The sequence below is a fragment of the Microbacterium sp. 01T413_2 genome, from assembly GCF_056398985.1.
This window is the reverse complement of the sequence record NZ_JBFTQL010000015.1, coordinates 1-15,721: the sequence shown is the minus strand read 5'-3', so window position 1 is coordinate 15,721 and position 15,721 is coordinate 1. Positions and strand designations below refer to the sequence as shown.

General features: G+C 66.7%; 15 protein-coding genes. 8 read left to right on the top strand and 7 right to left on the bottom strand.

Going from position 1 to position 15,721, the window contains the following annotated elements; genetic code table 11:
• Positions 1-26: 26 nt before the first annotated feature.
• Positions 27-914 carry a chymotrypsin family serine protease gene (locus tag AC1DMN_RS09680; protein WP_477230800.1) on the top strand — a complete coding sequence of 296 codons (888 nt, stop codon included), beginning with the start codon at positions 27-29 and terminating at the stop codon, positions 912-914.
• On the opposite strand, the gene AC1DMN_RS09675 is transcribed toward AC1DMN_RS09680, so the two are convergent.
• From AC1DMN_RS09675 to AC1DMN_RS09660, 4 genes are read right to left on the bottom strand one after another with little or no spacing between them, the layout of a single operon-like run.
• Complete coding sequence (locus AC1DMN_RS09675; protein WP_477230799.1) at positions 907-1,863, bottom strand: glycosyltransferase family 2 protein; 957 nt, start codon at positions 1,861-1,863, stop codon at positions 907-909. The two genes, AC1DMN_RS09680 and AC1DMN_RS09675, sit on opposite strands and share 8 nt — an antisense overlap.
• A gap of 13 nt (positions 1,864-1,876) precedes the next feature.
• Positions 1,877-2,299, bottom strand: a complete 423-nt coding sequence (locus AC1DMN_RS09670; protein ID WP_477230798.1) for a GtrA family protein — start codon at positions 2,297-2,299, stop codon at positions 1,877-1,879.
• The gene (locus tag AC1DMN_RS09665; RefSeq protein ID WP_477230797.1) at positions 2,296-3,258 is read right to left on the bottom strand and encodes a Gfo/Idh/MocA family protein; all 963 of its coding nucleotides are present in this window, start codon (positions 3,256-3,258) and stop codon (positions 2,296-2,298) included. Before AC1DMN_RS09665 ends, AC1DMN_RS09670 begins: the two co-directional genes overlap by 4 nt.
• Positions 3,255-4,361: a DegT/DnrJ/EryC1/StrS family aminotransferase gene (locus AC1DMN_RS09660; RefSeq protein ID WP_477230796.1), complete on the bottom strand. Its 1,107-nt coding sequence runs from the start codon at positions 4,359-4,361 to the stop codon at positions 3,255-3,257. Before AC1DMN_RS09660 ends, AC1DMN_RS09665 begins: the two co-directional genes overlap by 4 nt.
• A gap of 102 nt (positions 4,362-4,463) precedes the next feature.
• On the opposite strand from AC1DMN_RS09660, the gene AC1DMN_RS09655 reads away from it, so the two are divergent.
• Together AC1DMN_RS09655 and rfbA are read left to right on the top strand one after the other, a co-directional pair.
• A complete protein-coding gene (locus AC1DMN_RS09655) occupies positions 4,464-5,180 on the top strand; it encodes an acyl-ACP--UDP-N- acetylglucosamine O-acyltransferase (RefSeq protein ID WP_477230795.1) in 717 nt (238 codons plus the stop codon).
• Between the two features lie 95 nt (positions 5,181-5,275).
• Positions 5,276-6,151 carry a glucose-1-phosphate thymidylyltransferase RfbA gene (rfbA, locus tag AC1DMN_RS09650; RefSeq protein WP_477230794.1) on the top strand — a complete coding sequence of 292 codons (876 nt, stop codon included), beginning with the start codon at positions 5,276-5,278 and terminating at the stop codon, positions 6,149-6,151.
• A 17-nt stretch (positions 6,152-6,168) separates the two neighbouring features.
• On the opposite strand, the gene AC1DMN_RS09645 is transcribed toward rfbA, so the two are convergent.
• Positions 6,169-7,014 (bottom strand): NAD-dependent epimerase/dehydratase family protein, encoded by an 846-nt coding sequence (locus AC1DMN_RS09645; protein ID WP_477384164.1) that lies wholly within the window; start codon positions 7,012-7,014, stop codon positions 6,169-6,171.
• A 147-nt stretch (positions 7,015-7,161) separates the two neighbouring features.
• On the opposite strand from AC1DMN_RS09645, the gene AC1DMN_RS09640 reads away from it, so the two are divergent.
• Entirely contained in the window at positions 7,162-8,076 is a 915-nt protein-coding gene (locus tag AC1DMN_RS09640; protein WP_477230792.1) for an ABC transporter permease, read from the top strand.
• Positions 8,076-9,272 (top strand): ABC transporter ATP-binding protein, encoded by a 1,197-nt coding sequence (locus AC1DMN_RS09635; protein ID WP_477230791.1) that lies wholly within the window; start codon positions 8,076-8,078, stop codon positions 9,270-9,272. The genes AC1DMN_RS09640 and AC1DMN_RS09635 overlap by 1 nt, the downstream gene beginning before the upstream one ends.
• Positions 9,273-9,276: 4 nt before the next feature.
• Here the strand turns inward: AC1DMN_RS09635 and AC1DMN_RS09630 are convergent, their stop codons facing one another.
• Positions 9,277-10,728, bottom strand: coding sequence for a glycosyltransferase (locus AC1DMN_RS09630; protein ID WP_477384162.1), 1,452 nt, complete (start codon positions 10,726-10,728; stop codon positions 9,277-9,279).
• 182 nt (positions 10,729-10,910) lie between these two features.
• Here AC1DMN_RS09630 and AC1DMN_RS09625 point away from each other — a divergent pair, with 182 nt between their 5' ends.
• Genes AC1DMN_RS09625 through AC1DMN_RS09615 form a run of 3 tightly spaced genes read left to right on the top strand, consistent with a single transcriptional unit; the run spans position 10,911 to position 15,237 of the window.
• Positions 10,911-12,791, top strand: coding sequence for a rhamnan synthesis F family protein (locus AC1DMN_RS09625; RefSeq protein ID WP_477230789.1), 1,881 nt, complete (start codon positions 10,911-10,913; stop codon positions 12,789-12,791).
• Positions 12,788-14,020: an acyltransferase family protein gene (locus tag AC1DMN_RS09620; protein ID WP_477230788.1), complete on the top strand. Its 1,233-nt coding sequence runs from the start codon at positions 12,788-12,790 to the stop codon at positions 14,018-14,020. The genes AC1DMN_RS09625 and AC1DMN_RS09620 overlap by 4 nt, the downstream gene beginning before the upstream one ends.
• The gene (locus AC1DMN_RS09615) at positions 14,017-15,237 is read left to right on the top strand and encodes an alginate O-acetyltransferase AlgX-related protein (RefSeq protein ID WP_477230787.1); all 1,221 of its coding nucleotides are present in this window, start codon (positions 14,017-14,019) and stop codon (positions 15,235-15,237) included. Before AC1DMN_RS09620 ends, AC1DMN_RS09615 begins: the two co-directional genes overlap by 4 nt.
• A gap of 44 nt (positions 15,238-15,281) precedes the next feature.
• On the opposite strand, the gene AC1DMN_RS09610 is transcribed toward AC1DMN_RS09615, so the two are convergent.
• Positions 15,282-15,721, bottom strand: a 440-nt coding sequence (locus tag AC1DMN_RS09610; RefSeq protein ID WP_477384160.1) for a glycosyltransferase family protein, incomplete at its 5' end; no start/stop codon positions are given.

Here is a 15,721-nt window from a genome sequence, read left to right as displayed (position 1 = left end):
GCGAAGRGTTGCCACAAGGACATCCCGTGCTCTCGCCGACCGGAGAACTCCTGCGCCGGAGACTGAAGACGATGCGGCTGCTCCTCGGCGTCGCAGCGGTGGCCCTGCTTGCGCTGCCCCTGGCCACCGGCGGTGCAGCCTCCGCTCAGATCGAGCCGGTGCCCGTCGCCGAAGGGTACGACTTCTACCCGGGCGAGCCCGCCATCTGGGGAAGCGTCGGCGGCACCGCCGGTGCGTACTACGACAAGGCGTGCACGGGCGGCTTCGCCATCGCCGGCGACTCCGGCTTCTTCCTCACCACCGCTGCCGCGTGCTCGGTCGGGATCTCCGCCGACGGCAGCATCCGCACGGATGAGGGCTACTACGCCGACGTCTTCGCACGTCGCAGCAGCGATCCGACCGTGCTGCTGCGGATGCGTCCAGGCAACGACGCGTTCCAGCTCGTCGTCGATCCGACGACCGGTGCGATGCCCGGGGACGGCCTGGTCAGAGGCTGGATGCCGAGCGTCGAGCAGTCCGCCGGCATGCTGATAGGGAAGATGGGCATCGACACCGGGTGGACCGAGGGCGTCATCCTCGGCACCGCCCCCGGCTTCTACGGGGACACCGTGCTGTGCACCGACGCGCCCGCAGGCCCCGGCGATGTGGGCGGCCCCGTGTGGCGGGACGACGAGTTCGGGTTGCGCGCGCTCGGCACCGTCGTCGGCATCACCGACCAGGGCGGCGCCTGCTATCGCCCCATTCAGGAGACGCTGTACCAGTACGGCGCGTACCTGCCGAGCTTCGGGCCGGATCAGGGTCGGCCGAGCTGGGGCACGTTCGCGCCAGGGATGCCGGCATACGCCGGCACCGCGGGCGTCGTGTACGGGGGCCGCATCATCGACAAGGGCGACGACTGGCGCCTCGTCAACTGAACGGTTCGTACTCCGGGCGGGACGGGCTGGCCTGGATGTCGAGCTGCAGCGCGCTGATGAGCATTTGTATGCCGAGCATGAGCGGCAGTGCCGCGAGCATGACGGTCGCGGCCGTCGCGACGACGGAGCTCGCGATCTGGAAGCACACCCAGATCGCGATGACCACGCCGATCAGGGACAGCGCCATGCCGAAGAACAGCAGCAGCGCAACGGGAGAAAACGACCACAGCACGTAGCGGTACCAGATTCGCCGCCAGAACCCGCGGAAGAGCAGGTTCATCAGCTCGGGCACCACCTTGGACAGTCGGATGCTCGACACCTCTTCGCCGTAGACGGCGGGGATCGGAACGTCCACGGCGCCGACCTGCAGGATGTTGAGGTGGATCAGCAGGTCGTTCTCGAAGCTGTAGCGCGGGGACACGCGATCGAGGGGCACGCGCTTGAGAACCTCGGTCCGCACCGCGGTGTAGCCGTTCTGSGGGTCGAACAGGTTCCAGTAGCCCGACGCCAGCTTCGTCATGAAGGACAGCACGATGTTGCCGAAGATCCGGTAGCCGGGCATGCCCTCGAAGGACTCGGGGGAGAAGAACCGGTTCGCCTTGGCGAAGCCGTAGCCGTCCTTGGTCACGCGGTCCAGAAGATCCGGCAGGTAGGCGGGATCCATCTGCGCGTCGCCGGCCATGATCACGTTGACGTCGGCGCCGAGGTCCATCGCGGTCTTGTGGCCGGTCACGATCGCGCCGCCCACGCCCTGGTTGACCTCGTGACGGATCAGTGTGACGCGCGGATCAGCGATCTCGGTGACGACCTCGCTGGTCCGGTCGGGACTGTGGTCGTCGATGATGACGATGTGGTCGACGAACTCCGGCATCGTGGAGATGACCGTCGAGATCATCTTCTCTTCCTTGTACGCCGGTACGACGGCGGCGATGCGTGCTCCGTGATACACGTTTGACTCTCTTTCAGCGGCTGCGGTCGGCGAAGACCCAGTACCGGTACGCGAAGTAGTTCCAGATGGTGGTCGCCGCCGTGGCGACGACCTTGCCGACGGCCCAGCCCGCGGGCGTCGTGTCGATCAGCGCGACGATAGCGGCTGTGGCGAGCGTGTTGAACACGACCAGGATCGTGTACTTCAGCAGCGTGCGGCCGTGGGGTGCACGCGACTCGAAGGTGAAGTATCGCTGGATCGTATAGGTGAACGCGAAGCTGAGCACGAACGCGCTGCCCGCTGCGAGCCACGTCGGCCAGCCGAACACCTGATGGAACAGGGCGAGCAGGCCGATGTCGACCAGGAACGCCAGTCCACCCGCCAGAAGATACCGGATCGCGCTACGGCGGCTCGACGAGATCCAGGCACCCGTCCGAGGGGGAGGGGCAGCGGTCATACCGAGGCACGCTCCGCGATGACGTGATCGATCACCTGGTGCGACGGAAGGATGCTGCGTCGCTCTGCTGCGGCGTCCACCCGCCCGTCGATCACGTCGATGAAGCGCGCGAACTGCGCGGTCAGCGGCTCCGGTGCCGGGGGGATCTCCGGGATCTCGATGATCGTCTGCTGTCGGTAGCTGGGTCCGTCGTCGACGGACGCCTCGGAGACGTGACGATAGATCGTGAGGTTGCGACGGAGCAGATCGACCTCGATGAGGCGATCGATCTCGTGGATGGTCAGCGTGCGGACCTTGTGCTGCCCGATCCGGCTGGCCGAGATCTGGGCCACGGCCCCGCCGTCGAACCCGAGGATGGTAGCGGCGACGTCCTCGGCTCCGGTCGCCGACTCCGGATGGAAGAATCCGAGCCGCGACGAGATCGTCTCGGGCTGACCACCGATGAGGTTGATCGCCAGGTCGACGTCGTGCACGAGGAGGTCCCAGGCCACGCCGGTGCGGATGCGCGGAGCGTACGGGGAGTGGCGCGTCGCGGTCACGTGCAGCGGCTCGGTGAGCGCGGAGCGCGCCGCGATCACGGCGGGGTTGTAGCGCTCGAGGAGGCCGCACATGATCGGCAGATCGCGCTGCTCGGCGACGTCGAGGATCTCCTCGGTGCGCAGCAGGCTGTCCGCCACGGGCTTCTCGATCAGCAGCGGGCGGTTCTGCCCGAGGACCTGCATGGCGAGCGGGTGATGCGCCTCGGTCGCGGCCGCGATGACGACGGCGTCGTAGTCGCCGAGGTCGGGGAGCTCGGGGCGCCAGGTGGCCCCGAACCGCTCCGCGACCGCGCGCCCGACGTCTTCGCGCGGATCCACGAGAACCGCCAGTTCCGCACCGTCGGACTGGCTGATCACGCGGGCGTGGTGCGAGCCCATGCTCCCTGCGCCGACGAGGACGACCTGCTTCGCGGCGCTCACGCGTGCTCCGCCACGATCGCGGCCACGGTCTCTGCGACCTGATCGAGCTCGCCGTCGGTCAGCGCCGCGTGGACGGGAAGCGACAGTGCCTGCGCGGTCAACCGGGTGGCTATGGGGACGTCGCTGATCCGCACCTGGGGGTTGTCGCGGTAGGCGTCGTAGTCGAAGGTGAGCTTCGGGTAGTAGATGCCGCTGCCGATGCCGCGCTCCGTGAGCTCGGCCGCCAGCGCGTCGCGCGTGATGCCGGCCTCATCGGTGACCCGGATCGTGTACTGGTGCCAGACGTGACCCCGCCCCTCGGCTTCGCGCGGGACCTCGATGCCGGCGACCGACTCGAGGATCGACGAGAGCCGAGCGGCGTTCGCGCGGCGCCGCGCGACCGTGTCCTCGTAGCGCGCGATCTGAGGGAGTGCGAGAGCGGCCTGCAGGTCGGTCAGGCGGTAGTTGTTGCCGGCCATCTCGTACTGGTAGCGCGCTCGCATGCCCTGGTTGCGCAGCAGACGGAGGCGGTCCGCGAGAGCGTCGTCGTCCGTGGTGATCATGCCGCCCTCGCCGGTGGTCATGTTCTTCGTCGCATAGAACGAGAACGTGCCCAGCCCGTAGGAGCCGGCGAAGCGGCCACGGTAGGTGGCGCCCTGAGCCTGGGCCGAGTCCTCGAGGATCCGCAGATCACGGGAAGAGGCGAGCTCCTGGATCGGATCCATGTCGGCCATCTGTCCGTAGAGGTGCACCGGGGCGACCACGCGGGTGCGATCCGTGACCGCGGCCTCGATCGCGGCGGGGTCGATGTTGAAGTCGTCCTCGCGGGCATCGGCGAACACCGCGGTCGCTCCGGCCTGCAGGATCGCGTTGAGCGTCGCGACGAACGTGAACGGCGTCGTGATGACCTCGTCGCCGGGCCCCAGGTCGAGCACCTGCAGGGCCGCGATGAGGGCGGTCGTGCCGTTGTTCACAGCGATGGCATGCGGGGAGCCGTAGCGCTCGGCGAACTCCTGCTCGAGACGCGCGACCTTCGGCCCCTGCGCGATCAGACCGGACCGGAGAACTTCGAGGACGAGCGCTTCTTCTTCTTCGCCGAATCGGACGTGCGTGATAGGTATCATGTGCTCTCGAACTGGTAGAACGGCGCACCGCTGGCACAGCGGTTGCATCAAACGGACGCTCCGAGCTTACCGCCCGGCGCGCGCAGCGACAGCGAGGCACAGATGAACACGATCCATCCCACGGCGGTGATCTCGCCGGACGTCGTGCTCGGGACGGGAAACACCATCGGTCCGTTCGTGGTCATCGAGGGGCCGGTCACGATCGGGGACGACAACTGGATCGGCGCCGGCGCCGTGATCGGGTGCCCGCCGGAGGTGCGTTCGTTCCCGCACCCGCGCGAGGCGGTAGACCCCCGCGGCGGAGGGGTCGTGATCGGCAACCGCAACACGATCCGCGAGTACGCCCAGATCCACCAGGGCTGGAAGGCGCAGACGCGCATCGGGGACGACGCGTTCATCATGAACCAGGTCTACGTGGCTCACGACTGCGTTCTCGGCGACCGCGTGACGCTGGCGTCGAGCGTTCTGCTGGCGGGCCACGTGCGCATCGGAGACGGCGCGAACCTGGGGCTCGGGACGTCCGTGCATCAGTTCCGCACGGTCGGCGTCGGCGGCATGATCGGGATGGGGTCCGTGGTGACGCGCGACCTTCCGCCGTACGCCAAGGCGTTCGGCTCCCCGGCGACCGTGCGCGGCGCGAACGTCATCGGCATGGAGCGCTCCGGCGTGGCCGAGCGCGTCATCGAGGCGCTGCGCGAGCTCTACGGAGGCCGCACGGAGGCGCCGGTCTTCGATCCCGCCGCGTTCGACGGGCTCGACCCCGCGATCATCGGAGCGGTGGAGCTGTGGCTGCGAGGACGCCCGGAATCGGCGCGCTGAGCGGTCACGGCGGGCGCGCCACGCCGTCACGTGGCCGCACGGCGGCGTGAGCGACTGGTTTGGCAGATTCCCTCGGCGTGCAGGACACTGGTCAGATGCGTGGCATCATCCTCGCCGGTGGGACCGGCTCGCGCCTTCATCCGATCACGATGGGCGTCTCCAAGCAGCTCGTGCCGGTCTACGACAAACCGATGATCTACTATCCGCTGTCGACCCTCATGCTGGCCGGCATTCGGGACATCCTCATCATCACCACCCCCCACGACGCCGAGCAGTTCGAGCGCCTGCTCGGGGATGGCTCGCGGTTCGGCGTGTCGCTGACATACGTGCAGCAGCATTCGCCCGACGGTCTTGCCCAGGCGTTCACCCTGGGTGCCGACCACATCGGCAGCGACACCGCGGCCCTCGTGCTCGGCGACAACATCTTCTACGGTCCGGGCATGGGCTCCCATCTGCGCGAATATGCGGATCTCAGCGGTGCGGCGGTGTTCGGATACTGGGTGGCGGATCCGACCGCGTACGGGGTCGTCGAGTTCGACGCCCAGGGCCGGGCGCTGTCCATCGAGGAGAAGCCGGCTCAGCCGAAGAGTAACTACGCGATCCCCGGTCTCTACTTCTACGACAACGACGTCGTCGAGATCGCGAAGGACCTGAAGCCGTCCGCGCGAGGCGAACTCGAGATCACCGACCTGAACCGCGTCTATCTGGAGCGCGGAGACCTGCAGGTGCAGATCCTCCCTCGGGGTACGGCGTGGCTCGACACGGGAACATTCGACTCGCTGAGCGAGGCGACCGAGTTCATCCGCACGGTGCAGAAGCGCCAAGGGCTCTCGATCGGCTGCCCGGAGGAGGTCGCCTGGCGGTTGGGATTCCTCACCGACGACGAGCTGCGTGAGCGCGCTGAGCCCTTGGTGAAGAGCGGCTACGGTCAGTACCTGCTGGACATCGTCGCGCGGGGCCGGAGCCGCTGAGGCGGCGCCCGGGGTGCTCAGCCCCGGGCCATGACCTCGCGGATGACGGCCGCGTCTCCCCACACACCGGGGGAGTCGTAGGGACGGTCAGGGAAGGCGCCGTACTCCAGCGTGATCGGGAGACGGTTCTCCTCGATGAACTGCTCGACTTTGTCGGCGAGCGAGATCGGCTCACCCGTGCAGCAGTTCAGCGTGCCCGTGACATCGGAGGCCTCTGCCAGAGCGGCGAGCTGGCGGCCGAGTTCCTCGACGCGGATGAAGTCGTAGCGGTTCTTGCCGGACGTGAACGGGAACGTCGGCTTTCCCTCGTCGGCGGCTTCGAGCAGCTTTCGGAAGATCGAGTTGCTGCGGCGGTCATCGCCGTAGATGTAGTAAGCGCGCGCCCACGCGAGACTCGTCTCCGGCGGCAGCGCGAGGGGGAGCGCCCGCCGGAGCGCGTCCTTCGCGATGCCGTACTGCGACAGCGGGTTCGTCGGCGTGTCCGCGGTGATCGCGCCCTCCCAGTAGCCGACTTCGTGCATGGTGCCGAGAGCCACGRTCCGCGGGCACCCCGCCTCGGCCGCCGCCGTGAGCAGCCGGTAGTGCGCCGACAACTGCCCGAGATGCGCGGGAGAGTTGTGGGTGAAGCCGTCCTGCCACGCGAGGTGGACGATGCCCTGCAGGGATCCCCAGGTGCGGACGTCGAAATCCGACGCCAGGATGTCGGCCTCGACGCGGATCGCGCGGGGATCCGTGACGGCCGACGAGCCGGGTCGGACGACCGCGAGCACCTCATGACCCCGATCGGCGAGTGCGGCGACGACGTGCGGTCCGAGATAACCGCCTGCGCCGGTGACGACGAAGCGCGAGCGAGAGTCAGTCATGAAGACGCCACCGTTCCATTCCCGCGTCCGTCGAGCTGCGGACGTCCGTCACGAGGGTACCGGATCTGCTCGCGGGTCCCGCCGCCGGGATTCTGACAGGTGCCTGCAGTAGGCTGAGAAGGTTGGGTTGGACGACGTGGGAGCACGGTGGATACGGAACCTCGATACACGCGGCTGGCCGCCGCGCCGTTCATGCGCGCAGACGCATCCGGGCTGAAGCTCGACGTGCGCGGAGGCAAGGTCCGTGAGATCTTCCAGCGCCGGGAGCTGCTGCAGCTCCTCGTGCGCCGCGATCTCCAGGCTCGTTACCGGGATAGCTTCCTCGGTTTCCTCTGGACTGTGATCCGACCCATCATCCTCTTCCTGATGTACTACGTCGTGCTCGGGAAGTTCCTGCGGGCCGCGGACGGCGTCCCCGATTTCGCGGTCTACCTCTTCGCCGGACTGACGCTCTACGGCTTCTTCAACGAGATGGTCGTGAGCGCGACCGGCTCGATCCTTGCGAACTCGGGTCTGGTGAAGAAGATCTATCTCCCTCGCGAGATCTTCCCGCTCGCGAGCATCGGCGGTGCGGGGTTCATGTTCCTCGTGCAATGCGTCGTGCTGCTCGCCGCCGCGGTGCTCTTCCACGCGCTACCGGGCGACCTGACCCAGATGCTGTGGTTCTTCCCGTCCGTGGCGCTGATCCTCGTGTACGGACTCGCGCTCGGTCTTCTGCTCTCGGCGGTCAACGTCTACCTCCGCGACGTGCAGTACCTGCTCGACGTGGTCGTGATGCTCGCCATGTGGGCATCGCCGATCGTGTACACCTGGGGCATGGTGAAGCGCGCCTTCGACAGCTTCCACCTTCCGTCCTGGGTGTTCGAGATCTATCAGAACAATCCGATCACACTCGGCGTCCTCGGCTTCCATCGGGCCTTCTGGGGTGGCGGCACGACCGCCGACTAYCCTTCCGAGCTCGGATTGCGCATCTTGATCGCCTTCCTCATCGGCGTCGCGCTCGTCTTCATCGCCCACCGCGTGTTCACGCGTCTCCAGGGCAACTTCGCACAGGAGATGTGATGGTCGTCTCAACTGTCCCGGGTCCGGTCGTCGTTCGCGTCGAGGACGTCACCAAGACGTTCCAGGTGCGCAAGGACAACACTCTCAAGGACCGAATCGTCCACCTCGGCAAGCTCGGCCGGGAGCACCGGGAGCGCTTCACCGCGGTGAACGGCGTCTCGCTGGAGATCCAAGCGGGCACCACCGTCGGCCTTCTGGGCGCCAACGGGTCCGGCAAGAGCACGCTGCTCAAGCTCATCGGCGGCATCGTCGCGCCTACGAGCGGCGCGATCTTCAATCGCGGCCGGATGGCCGCCCTCCTGGAGCTCGGCGCCGGATTCCATCCGGACCTCAGCGGACGCGAGAACGTGTACCTGAACGCCGCGATCCTGGGGCTCAGCCGTGAGCAGGTCGACGAGCAGTTCGATGCGATCCACGAGTTCAGCGGGATCGGCGATTTCATCGACACCCAGGTGAAGTTCTATTCGTCGGGCATGTTCGTCCGCCTCGCCTTCGCGGTGGCGATCCATACCGATCCGGACGTGCTGCTCGTCGATGAGGTGCTGGCCGTTGGTGATGAAGCCTTCCAGCGCAAGTGCATGGAGCGGATCGCGCAGTTCCGAGCCGAGGGCCGCACCATCATCCTGGTTTCGCATTCCGCCTCGCAGGTGCAGGAGCTCTGCGATCGTGCGGTCGTACTCAAGGACGGCCAGGTCGTGTTCGACGGAGACGTGAACAGGGGAATCGCGGCGCTTCGCGATGTGCTGGAGGGCCGCCGACTGGGCGAACTGCACGAGCGCGGGGCCGAGCAGCTGGTCGAGGTCACGGCGATCACCCTGCACGATGACCAGGGCACGGAGATCAGTGAGGTGCAGGTCGGGGATCCGTTGACGGTGCGGATCCACGCTCGCGCCCACCAGGCGATGTCGCGCTGGGCGGCGGGCTTCAGCATCGACACGGCCCTCGGGCAGATGACGATCGCATCCAACACGGAGCGACTGGGAATCACCCTCCCCTCGATCGAGGCCGGCGAGACGCATGTGGACTTCCGGATCGAGAAGGTCTATCTGGGCGCCGGCCAGTACTACATCAACGCCAACGTGTCGGAGGTGATCGACATCAACTCGCACGTCCTCATGCAGGGCAGGATGTTCACTGTCCGTGCCGACACCGCGACTCTCGGTTCGGTCGCAGCCGAGATCTCTGCCGGCGTCTGATCGCTCAGCGGCGGCGAAGCCGTCTCCCGAGACGTCCGGCGACGCGCACCGGCGCGGACAAGCGCCAGGACGCGCTGGTGTGGACGCGGTCGAGTTCGTCGCGCGCGTTCACGAGTCTCTCGCGGGTCGCACCGAGCTGCCCGCCGAGCTCCAGGATCTTGGCCTCCAGGACCTCGATGTGCCGGGTCCGATGGGCATCCAGCGACTCGATCCGCGAGGTCGGGTAATCGGCGRCATGCCTGGGCGTAAGGCAGAACTCGATCAACGGCGCGAGGGCGCGATCCCACGCGAACGTCTGGCTGAAGGCGCGGACATTCTCTGCGAGTGCGGCTCTGTCATCGACGAACAACGTCTGCTCGAGCGCTGCGACGAGCGCATCCACATCCTCGGCGGGCACCACCGCGCCTAGGCCGTTGTCACGGACGAGGGGTGCGAACGCGTCCCCGTCGGTCGCCACGATCGGCAGGCCCGCCCAGAGGTAGTCGAGGATCCGCGTCCGGAAGCTGAACGCGGTCTCGATGTGATTGAAGTGGGTGCTCACCCCCAGGTCGGCGTCGAGGAGATAGTTGATGCGGTCGTCGTAGTCGGTCCAGTCCATGTTGAAGAACACCTGGGTGTCCACGACGCCCAGGTCCTTCGCCAGTTGCAGCGCTTCGACCGCCATGCGCGATTCGTGCACCGCCGGGTTCGGATAGGTCATGCCCAGGAAGTAGAGCTTCACCTCAGGATGGCGCTGGGAGAGCCGATGGACGGCTCGGATCAGCGTGAGCGGGTCGAACCAGTTGTAGACGCCGCCGCCCCAGATGATGAGCTTGTCGTCTGCGCCGATCCCGTCGACTGCGTCGCGGATGGCGTGTCGCGTCTGGGTGGGGACGTCACCCGAGACGCCGAATGGCACGACGTCGATGAGCGTGCGCAGGCTTCGGTCGGCGTCATACGTCTCCGGCGAGATGCGCCCCAGCGATCCCAAGTGGCCGAGCCAGAAGTCACGCTGCTTCTCGGAGGCGCAGATCACGAAATCCGCTCGGCGGAGCTGCGTCGTGAGCATGTCCACGCAGTACTTGACCAGGAAGCTGCGCCCCTCGGGCCCCTCGTCCTTGGCGGACTCGAGAACCTCCAGGTGCAGCGGATCGTAGACGTCCGCAACGATGATGACTTCGGATTCGACCAGCCAGGGGTGCAGTGCGAACACCTCGCCCTGGGCGATGACGACGTCGGCCCAGTCGACCTGCCGCCGCAGCTCGTCGTCGTCCGCCGTCAGCACGTCGAAGTCCGGGTGCGTGAGCGACGAGTCCTTGATCGAGACGAGCCGCACCTGAGCCACGGCGACCAGGTGCTTCGCCATCTCCCACGCACGGATCGCAGGTCCGCCCATCTTGCGGCCGAACGTGTCGGGGCTGACGATCAGGACGCGCTGCGTGCCGTGAGGCTCGAGCGGCTGAGACGAATCTGGCATTGAGGGTTTCTCTCGGCTTCGGATCGGGTCGACGTCGTTGTGGCCCGGACGGAGGGACGCGCGGTGCACCGCGGACCATGGTCCGGCTCATCCTATCCGGCCGTCCGCAACGGACCGGTCCCAGGGGTCGCGCAGGAGGCACGGATATACTCGACCGGACTGTCCAGTATGTGAGGAGCCTCGTGAAGCGCATCGCCTTCTACCTGTTCTGGGACAAGGAAGGGATCGTCGACCGATACATCCCGTACTGCCTGGAGAAGCTCCGAGAGCATGTCGAGCACCTCGTCGTGATCTCGAACGGTCCGGTTTCGGAGAGCGGGCTCGTCGCTCTGAAGGGTGTCGCCGACGAGGTCTGGGAGCGCGACAACGTCGGATTCGATGTGGGCGGCTACAAAGAGTCCCTGGAGCGATTCGGGTTCGATCGTCTCGCGGAGTACGACGAGCTCATCCTTCTGAACTACACCTTCTTCGGCCCCGTGTATCCCCTCTCGGAGATGTTCGCGAAGACCGATTCCTGGGATGTCGACTTCTGGGGGATCACCGAGCACGGCGAGGTCGATCCGCACCATTTCGCCACCGGCGGGGTGCTGCCGCGGCACATCCAATCGCATTGGCTCGCCGTCCGGAAGTCGCTGCTCATGTCGCCGGCGTTCCGGCACTACTGGGAGACGATGCCCCAGATCACGAGCTACGAGCAGTCGATCGACCGTCACGAGGCGCGCTTCGCGAGGTACTTCGAGGACCGCGGCTTCACCTGGCGGGTCGTCTACCCGTACACCGATTTCCCCAGCCGCAACCCCGTCCTCGATGACGTCGTAGAGCTGACTGCGGAGCGATGCCCCATCGTGAAGCGCCGCACGTTCTTCCATGATCCGCTCTACCTCTCGGATCACGCGATCATTGGGCGGGACATCATCAGCATCCTCGAGCAGACCTCGGACTATCCGCTGGAACTGATCTGGGAGAACGTGGCTCGCACGATGGAGCCCCGCGTCGCGGCGACGAACTTCTCGTTGCATCGGATCTACTCCGACGCTCTGGAGATCGACGCCGAGCAGCTCGAGCGCACGCGCGGGATGCGCGCCTTGGTGGCGATCCACTGCTACTACGAGGACATGATCGACGAACTCATGGAGTACGCGGAGCGCGTACCCTGCGAACGGCACGTTGTCGTGACGACCGACACAGAACAGAAGCGCGCCGTGCTGGAGACCGCGCTCGTCGCTCGCGGCGTGTCGTCGTACGAGGTCCGCGTGACGGAGTCCAATGCCGGACGCGACGTATCCGCTTTTCTGCTCACCTGCGCCGATCTTCTCCGCAGTGACGACTACGACATCGTGGTGAAGATCCATTCGAAGCGCTCTCCGCAGGACGGCGCGGTCGCGGGAGGGTGGTTCAAGCGCCATCTTTTCGGCAACCTTCTGCATTCCGAGAACTACACGGCGAACGTCCTGAATCTTTTCGCTGAGCATCCCGAGATCGGGATGGCCATCCCTCCCGTGATCCACATCGGGTTCCCCACGATGGGTCAGGCCTGGTACCTCAACAAGCAACCGGCGGCTCGGCTCGCCCGACGGCTCGGCATCAGGACGCCGCTCGACGCGTCGACCCCGCTGTCCGCCTACGGTTCCATGTTCATCGCCCGCCCGCGGGCGCTGCGCGCGCTCGTCGACGCCGGACTGACCTGGTCGGACTTCGAGGATCAGCCGTACAGCGATGGCTCGATCGCCCACGTCATCGAGCGTCTGTTCACCTATTCCTCGCTCGGCGCGGGGATGCCCGTCTACACCGTGCAGAGCACGGAACTTGCGTCGATCAACTACCCGTTCCTCGAGTACAAGCTCCAGAACTTCAGCCAGGGGCTGCCGGGTACGGTCATGGAACAGGGGGCTTACCTCGAGCGTCTGAAGTCGGCGTCCGGTGTTCTCGGGTTCAGCAAGCGCATCGTCAACACGCGATTCCCCATGCTCGCCCGCGCGCTTTTCCCGGCGTACGACGCGAGCCGGAAGGTGTATCGGCGAATGCGCGCCGCCCGCCGTTCGCCGAAGCGGACCAGCGCGTGAGCGTCGTGCGCAGCGGGCCGCTGAACGTCGCGCAGGCGTTCGACCCGCGGGCGAACTCGCTCGACTTCCTGCGCTGGCTCATGGCGTTCCTGGTGATCTTCTCGCATGCAGGTCCCATCGCCGGTTTCTATGGCGGTGAGGACCTGGGCGTCCAGATCTCGCGCGAGCAGTCCCTGGGTGGCGTCGCGGTCGCCGGTTTCTTCTTCTTCTCCGGATTCCTCATCACCAAGTCGCGGATGGGCCGCTCGACGATGTGGCGTTACCTGTGGCGCCGGTGCCTGCGGATCTTCCCCGCGTTCTGGGCCTCGCTCATCCTCACGGTCCTCGTCTTCGCGCCCATCGCGTGGCGCACCGTCCACGGCACGTTCGACGGCTACTGGAGTGCGGTCGTCGAATCGCCGAAGACGTACTTCTTCGACAACATGTTCCTGTTCCTCAATCAGCGCAACATCGGCGGTCTCGGCGAGACCGTGCCGTACTTCCAGATCCATGGTGCGCGAGACTGGAACGGTTCGGCCTGGACGCTGTCGTACGAGTTCCTCTGCTATATCGTCGTGGGGCTTCTGGGCCTGTTCGGTGCGCTCGCGTCGAAGAGATTCGCAACGGCCTTCGCGGTCATAGTCATCGGCCTGAACGCTCTCCAGTGGCTGGGCGCAGGCAACATCGCGGGGCTGAACCGAGTGTTCGCGGACCCGTTCATCCTGATGTTCTTCGCGCCGTATGCGTTCGGAATGCTCTTCGCCTTGCACGGCGACAAGATCCCGATCGACGACCGGGCCGCGTTCGGAATGCTCGGACTGGGCCTGTTCACCTACGCGTTCGGCGGGTGGAACGTCGTCGGTCAGTACGGCTTCCTGTACTTCCTGATGTGGTGCGGTGTGCGCCTGCCGCTGACGCGCTGGGCGCGGTTCGGCGACTTCTCCTATGGGATCTACATCTACGCGTGGCCGCTCATGACTCTGGCGACGTATTTCGGGCTGCAGAAGCTCGGGTGGATCGTCTACCACGGCACGATCGTGGTGGTCGTGCACATCCTGGCTATCCTCTCCTGGCATCTGATCGAGAAACCGGCGATGTCGCTGAAGGACTGGACGCCACGCTGGCTCGCTCGGTTGCTGCAACGGCTCTCCCCGCTGACGACTCGGGCGAAGAGGCTGATCGTCCATCCAGACTTCTCCTCCACGCGCTTCGCCGACACCCTGCGCGCGCAGAACGGAGCGCAGTCATGAGCGCGGGGACGCCCCTGCACAACGTGCACGCCGTCGAACAGGAGAAACCGCGCTCCCACGCCCGGCGCATCCTGCACTTCGTTCCGCTGGCGGTGCTGATGGTCATCGTGCTCGTGCTGGCTGTGATCGGCGGCAGCACGCGACTAGCGGCGCACGAGGCGGCGCTGCAACAGCAACGGCAGGTTCTGACCCAGGCTTCGCAACAGGAATCCCTGCCCGCGAGCTGCACGTCGTCGCAATTCCCCTCCCATCCGATGGACATCTGGACCGGGGCGCGGACGGCGGACTCGGAGGCGAAGTTCGCCGCCCATCCCGACGCGCTGGGGATGCGCGTCGCGGGGCGCGACGGCTTCGACTTCTGGGGCGACGCGCAGTCCCAGAACATGTCTCAGGCTCTCGGTCGCGCGCCCTGGCTGGACTCGCAGTTGGCGCAATGGGTGACGTATTTCCAGGGGCTCGACAAGCAGCTCCGCAAGGACGGACGAGACCTCGTGATCGTGGTCGCGCCGGCGAAGTGGGAGCTCTACCGCGATCAGCTGCCCGAGTGGACGCAGGAGCTGCAAGGTCGCACGCATCTCGAGCAGTTCCTGCAGCATTCGGGTGACCTGCCCGTGGTCGACGTGCGCGGCGCCATGCAGGAGGCCAAGCAGACGGCGCCGGTCTTCTCGGCCGTCAACTCGCACTGGACGCCGTACGGCGCGTACGCCGCCTGGCGACAGACCGTCGCGTGCGCCGAGGCACTTCACCCCGGCTCGGTGTGGTCGAAGATCCAAGTGCCGGCCGTGACGGGCGTCGAGACCGGTGCTGCGCCGAACGAGTTCACGCCGTACGGGGACACGTCGACGCCGCAGGACTGGACGACGCCCGTGACGGCTGCGGCGACGGAGGCGGCGCGCTCGACCATAACGACTCCGGATGGGCAGCAGAAGGCCGGCCCGTCGGACGGCGCTGTGGGGCTGCTGGACATGCCGGCGCGCACGGAGAGCACCTCAGGCGCGGGACGCGCGCTGATTCTGCGCGACTCCACAGGGGAGGCGCTCGCACCCGCCTGGGCGCACGCGTTCCAGAGCACGTGCCAGATCCGCCACAACTTCGACTACCCGGACAAGCGTCCCGATGTCGCTGCTGAGGCGAAGACGTGCGGAGCGGACACCGTGCTCTTCGTGTTCGCGGAGCGCTACTTCTCTCAGGCGCCGCCCGCTCTTCCCGCTGGCTGAACGGCGGCGGCGCTGACGCACGCCGTCGGCGCTTCCGCCGCAGTTCAGCTGCGCTCGAGGACCATGTTGAGCAGTTGCCGTGCACGAGCATCGAAGGAGTGCTCGGTGCGGATCCGCGCCGACAGGCGGGCGAGCTCCTCGTCCGCGGCGAAATGGTCGTCCAGCGGTGCCTCTGTCAGCGCCAGCAGTTCTTCGTCGTTGCGGAACGTGCGCACGGCGCCGCCGAAGATCTCGTCGATGCCTTCCACGTCATCACTGATCGCGCGTCCGCCTGCGGCCACGACATCGTAGAGGCGATTCGAGATGAAGCCCTCGCGTCTCATCGCAGGCCAGTGGTCGTTGAGCACGGCGCCGGCGGATTCGTAGAGCACCGGAAGCTCCTCGTTCGGCACGTGGGGCGCAGCGATCGCGGATCCGGGGATGTAGCCGCGCCAGTCCGGGCCGTAGACGCGCACGCGCCGACCGGCCTTCAGCGGTATGACCA

Excerpts from the sequence above, each read along its gene's own strand:
- AC1DMN_RS09670 (WP_477230798.1), bottom strand. The coding sequence starts at position 2,299 with ATGACCGCTGCCCCTCCCCCTCGGACGGGTGCCTGGATCTCGTCGAGC.
- AC1DMN_RS09660 (WP_477230796.1), bottom strand. The coding sequence starts at position 4,361 with ATGATACCTATCACGCACGTCCGATTCGGCGAAGAAGAAGAAGCGCTC.
- AC1DMN_RS09655 (WP_477230795.1), top strand. The coding sequence starts at position 4,464 with ATGAACACGATCCATCCCACGGCGGTGATCTCGCCGGACGTCGTGCTC.
- rfbA (WP_477230794.1), top strand. The coding sequence starts at position 5,276 with ATGCGTGGCATCATCCTCGCCGGTGGGACCGGCTCGCGCCTTCATCCG.
- AC1DMN_RS09635 (WP_477230791.1), top strand. The coding sequence starts at position 8,076 with ATGGTCGTCTCAACTGTCCCGGGTCCGGTCGTCGTTCGCGTCGAGGAC.
- AC1DMN_RS09615 (WP_477230787.1), top strand. The coding sequence starts at position 14,017 with ATGAGCGCGGGGACGCCCCTGCACAACGTGCACGCCGTCGAACAGGAG.